This window comes from Rhodococcus sp. P3_B8, assembly GCF_056402775.1.
Genome location: NZ_JBFUGT010000426.1, coordinates 1 through 4,494, shown reverse-complemented (window position 1 = coordinate 4,494; position 4,494 = coordinate 1). Strand labels below are relative to the sequence as shown.

3 protein-coding genes are annotated in these 4,494 nt (G+C 66.2%); 2 read left to right on the top strand and 1 reads right to left on the bottom strand.

The window, feature by feature from the left end:
• On the top strand, nucleotides 1-1,821 hold a 1,821-nt coding region (locus tag AC1D1G_RS42075; protein WP_477956586.1), incomplete at its 5' end, for an FAD-binding and (Fe-S)-binding domain-containing protein.
• A 26-nt stretch (nucleotides 1,822-1,847) separates the two neighbouring features.
• Here the strand turns inward: AC1D1G_RS42075 and AC1D1G_RS42070 are convergent.
• On the bottom strand, nucleotides 1,848-3,272 hold the full coding sequence (locus AC1D1G_RS42070) for an amino acid permease (protein ID WP_283333980.1): 1,425 nt from the start codon (nucleotides 3,270-3,272) through the stop codon (nucleotides 1,848-1,850).
• Between the two features lie 297 nt (nucleotides 3,273-3,569).
• On the opposite strand from AC1D1G_RS42070, the gene AC1D1G_RS42065 reads away from it, so the two are divergent.
• Nucleotides 3,570-4,494 (top strand): CdaR family protein (locus tag AC1D1G_RS42065; RefSeq protein ID WP_477956585.1); only part of this gene is annotated, 925 nt, incomplete at its 3' end.

Genomic DNA, 4,494 nt, shown 5'->3' with positions numbered 1-4,494 from the left:
GCCGTGGACAGCCTCGTCGTCACCGACGAGGGCCGCACGGCCCAGCTGTGGCGGATTCGCGCCGATGGCGCCGGACTCGCCGGCCGCAGTCCTGCCGGCCTTCCCGCACACGCAGGATGGGAGGACGCGGCCGTGCCACCGGCCATGCTGGGCAACTATCTCCGCGACTTCGACGCCCTGATGGACGAATTCGACGTTACCGGCCTGCCGTACGGGCACTTCGGTGACGGATGCATGCACGTGCGCATCGATTGGCCGCTCGACAAGCCCGGCGGGGACCGCATCTTCCGGGACTTCCTGGTCGCGGCGAGCACACTCGTCGCCGGCTACGGCGGATCCCTGTCCGGTGAGCACGGGGACGGCCGCGCCCGCAGCGAACTATTGCCGCTGATGTACTCACCCGACGCGATGAAACTCTTTGCTGCCGTCAAGCACGTCTTCGACCCGGACAACATCCTCAATCCCGGAGTCGTGGTCGACCCCCGCCCGGTCGACGCGGACCTGCGCATTCCCGCAGCCCCACTCCTGCGCCGCAACCTGGCCCTGGCCTATCACCACGACGACGGAGATTTCACCCAGGCGGTGCACCGCTGCACCGGCGTCGGAAAATGCCGGGCCGACAACACCGCCACCGGGGGAGTGATGTGCCCGTCGTATCAGGCGACCCGGGAGGAGAAGGACTCCACCCGCGGCCGCGCGCGCGTGTTGCAGGAGATGATCAACGGCACCGACATCGACGGTGGCTGGCGATCGCCCGAGGTTCACGACGCCCTCGACCTGTGTCTGTCCTGTAAGGGGTGCTCCTCGGACTGCCCTACCGGTGTCGACATGGCCGCGTTCAAATCCGAAGTGCTGCACCAGAGCTACAAGGGCCGCATCCGCCCCGCCTCGCACTACTCGCTGGGATGGCTTCCGCGTTGGGCGAAGATCGCCAGCCACGCGCCCGGTCTGGTCAACGCCACGATGCGCGTTCCCGGCATCGGACCGCTGGCGTTGTCGTCGGCCGGAGTGGACAAGCGCCGCACCATTCCACCGTTCGCGAAGCAGACGTTCCGGTCCTGGTTCAAGGCCACCGAAAACGACCGTGCCACGACCGGTGACCCGGTGCTGCTGTTCGTGGACTCGTTCACCAACTACTTCACCCCCGAGGTCGGGCACGCCACGGTGCAGGTGCTCGAAGCCGCCGGCTACCGGCCGCAATTGACCGACAAGCAGCAGTGCTGCGGACTCACCTGGATCTCCACCGGGCAGCTCACCGCGGCGAAGAAGATCCTCGGCCGCACCGTGGACGCACTGTCCGGTAGCGCCGCGGCCGGAATTCCGATCGTCGGAATGGAGCCGTCCTGCACGGGTGTGCTGCGCTCGGACGCCGCGGAACTGCTCGGTAGGTCRGCGGCCGAACCGGTCGCCGACGCAACCCGTACCCTCGCGGAACTGTTGACGGACCGCGGGTGGGAACCGCCGTCTCTCGAAGGCAAGTCCGTTGTCGCGCAGCCGCACTGCCACCATCATTCGGTGATGGGGTGGAGTCCGGACGCGCAGCTTCTCGAGAAGGCCGGTGCACAGGTTCAGCGGCTGGGCGGATGCTGCGGGTTGGCCGGCAACTTCGGGGTGGAGAAGGGGCATTACGAGGTGTCGGTGGCGGTCGCCGAGCAGCAACTCCTACCCGCCGTGGCCGGGGCGGACGCGGACACCACGATCCTGGCTGACGGCTACTCCTGCCGGACGCAGTTGGCGGATCTGACCGATCGTCGCGGTGACCACTTGGCGCAATTGCTCGCCGCGCAGCTCGACGCCGGTGCTGCGCGCCGACGGGACTGACCCTCGGGGGTGCACACACAAGGGTGTTACTTCGAGGCGGGCCTGGTGACCGGCCCGGGAGCGGGAGCGGAAATGTTGTTCGCGAGCGGGCTCTGCGGGTTGATGCGCCGGCGAAGCCGGTAGGCGATCAACGTCGCGATGAGGGCTCCGACGCTCAGGGAGATCTGCGAGCGGGACGATTCGACGTAGAACATCGACACCAGCACGGCGAGGATGCCGCCGGCAGCGAGGATCGACAGGTAGGGGAACAGCCACATCTTCAGGCGGAGTTGGGCGACCTCTTCTCGGGTCATCAGGCCACGCAGTTTGATCTGCGACATCGCGATCATGAGGTAGACCATCAGGATGGTGGCGCCGGAGGCGTTGAGGAGGAAGGCGAAGACGGTGTCGGGGGAGAGGTAGTCGAGGCCGATGCAGGCGAAGCCGACGAGGGTTGCAAGGAGCAGCGAGTTGCGGGGGACGCCGTGCTTGTCCAGCTTTGCGATGCTCTGTGGCGCATCGCCTTTGTGCGCGAGGGTGAAGAGCATCCGCGAGGAGGTGTAGAGGCCGGAGTTCAGGCAGGAGAGTACGGCGACGAGCACCACAGCGTTCATGATGTCAGGTCCGCCGGGGATGCCCATGTGGGTGAGGGCGTCGACGAACGGCGACTGGCCGACCTTGACGTCGGTCCAGGGCACGATGATGGCGAGCAGCAGCACGGAGCCGATGTAGAAGAACCCGATGCGGGCGATCACGGAATTGGTGGCCTTGGCGACGGCCTTCTCCGGTTCGGCGGATTCGGCGGCGGCGATGGTGGCGATTTCGGGGCCGACCATGGAGAAGACGGCGACGACGACGCCCGAGAGGATGACGGTCCAGCCGTTGGGGGTGAAGCCGCCGTGATCGGTGAGGTTGGAGAAATCGGCGGAATGGCTGGGCCACAGCCCGAAGACGTAGGCGGCACCGAGGGCGAGGAACAGCAGGATCGCGGCGACCTTGATGCCTGCGAACCAGTATTCGAACTCGCCGAAGTTGCGGACCGAGCGGAGGTTCGTGGCGACCATGGCCAACAGCAGGACGACCGCCATCACCCAGGAGGGCAGGTCGATCCAGCGTTGCAGCAGTTTGCCGCCGATGACGGCTTCGGCGCCGACCGCGACGACCCAGAAGAACCAGTACAGCCAGCCGGTGGTGAAGCCGGCCCACCCCCCGAAGGCCTTGCGGGCATAGCCGGCGAACGATCCGGTCGACGGGTTGGTGGTGGCCATTTCGCCGAGCATGCGCATCACGAGGACGATGACGACACCGGTGATGGCGTAGGACACGAATGCTGCGGGGCCGGAGGTGTGCAGCAGGGCGCTCGAACCTACGAAGAGCCCGGCGCCGATGACGCCTCCGATCGCGATCATGGTGAGGTGTCGTTGTTTCAGAGACTTCTGCAACGTCTCGGGCGGTTGTTCGAGAGTGGACATCAAACGCTCCAAAGGTCGAGTCGGACACGAGATCGAAAGCGCGAGCTGTGCCCCTGTGGTCGCAGGCGTGATCGGACGCCGCGATACCGTGACGGGTCGGGGACGGAAAATGCCGTCCTGGGCCCGGCGAGATGGCGAACTTCCGTTCGTGTGTGATCAACCTAACGGCCCACCACGTAGCATGCTAGGGACATGTGCCAGAACTTTCCGCCCCGTCAGTCAGACACATGTATGGCCGACTCCGAATAATCGCCATAGTTATCGCTCACGAAATACGCTGTTCACGGAGATGGTGAAGTGAATCTCGATGAAGTGGTCACCGAGGTGGCCGAACGTCTGTCGGCATCAGTCGTCCTGGTCGACCGGGCCTTTTCGCTGATCGCTTACAGCACCCAGTTGCCTGGCGTCGACAAAGATCGGGTGCAGTCGATCCTTACCCGCAGTTGCCCGCCGGAGGCGCGCGCGTGGTACGAAAGCTTCGGGATTGCCGATACCACGCGCCCGGTGATCACGCCGGAGAATCCTGATATCGAAGCGTCGTCGCGGATCTGTCTTCCGGCTCGCTACGCAGGCGCGGCATACGGATATCTGTTCGTCCTGGCGGATGAGAACAGCGCCGTGTCCGACGGCGATCTCACCGCCGCAATGTCCCTGGCCGGCCAGGCCGGCGCGCAACTCGCACACACCGCCCGGGGTCGTGACGATATGGCGGTCGCCGTCGCAGACCTCCTCGAAGGCGACCGAAAGGCGTTCGCCCGTGCGATTACTCGCATCGAAGACTCGGGGCTCTTCCCGGACGGCGGCGCGTTGACCGTGCTGGCCGTCGACGGTCTCCTGCCCGCCCCTGGCGCACGCGCTCTGCTGGCACCGATCGGATCGTTGACCGCGGTGATGATCCCTGCCGGCGACGGCGCCGTCGACCCCGTTCGGTCCGTTGCCGAAAGCGGTGCGGGTGCCGGAGCTCTGGTCGGGGTGGGGGGTTCGTACCAGGGGTTGCGGTCTGCCCGCCGAAGCTGGCAGCAAGCCAAACTCGGTGTCCGGGTCGCCCGGCACGACGAATCGATGGGACCGATCGCGTACTGGGAAGAACTCGGCATCTACCGGCTGTCCTCGTGCGGGCCCACCAGCGTCGTCGCCGATGCAGTCCTCACCCCGTCCGTCCGGGCCCTGCTCGACCACCGCAACGTCGACCTGCTCGTCACCGCACAGACTTACCTGGACC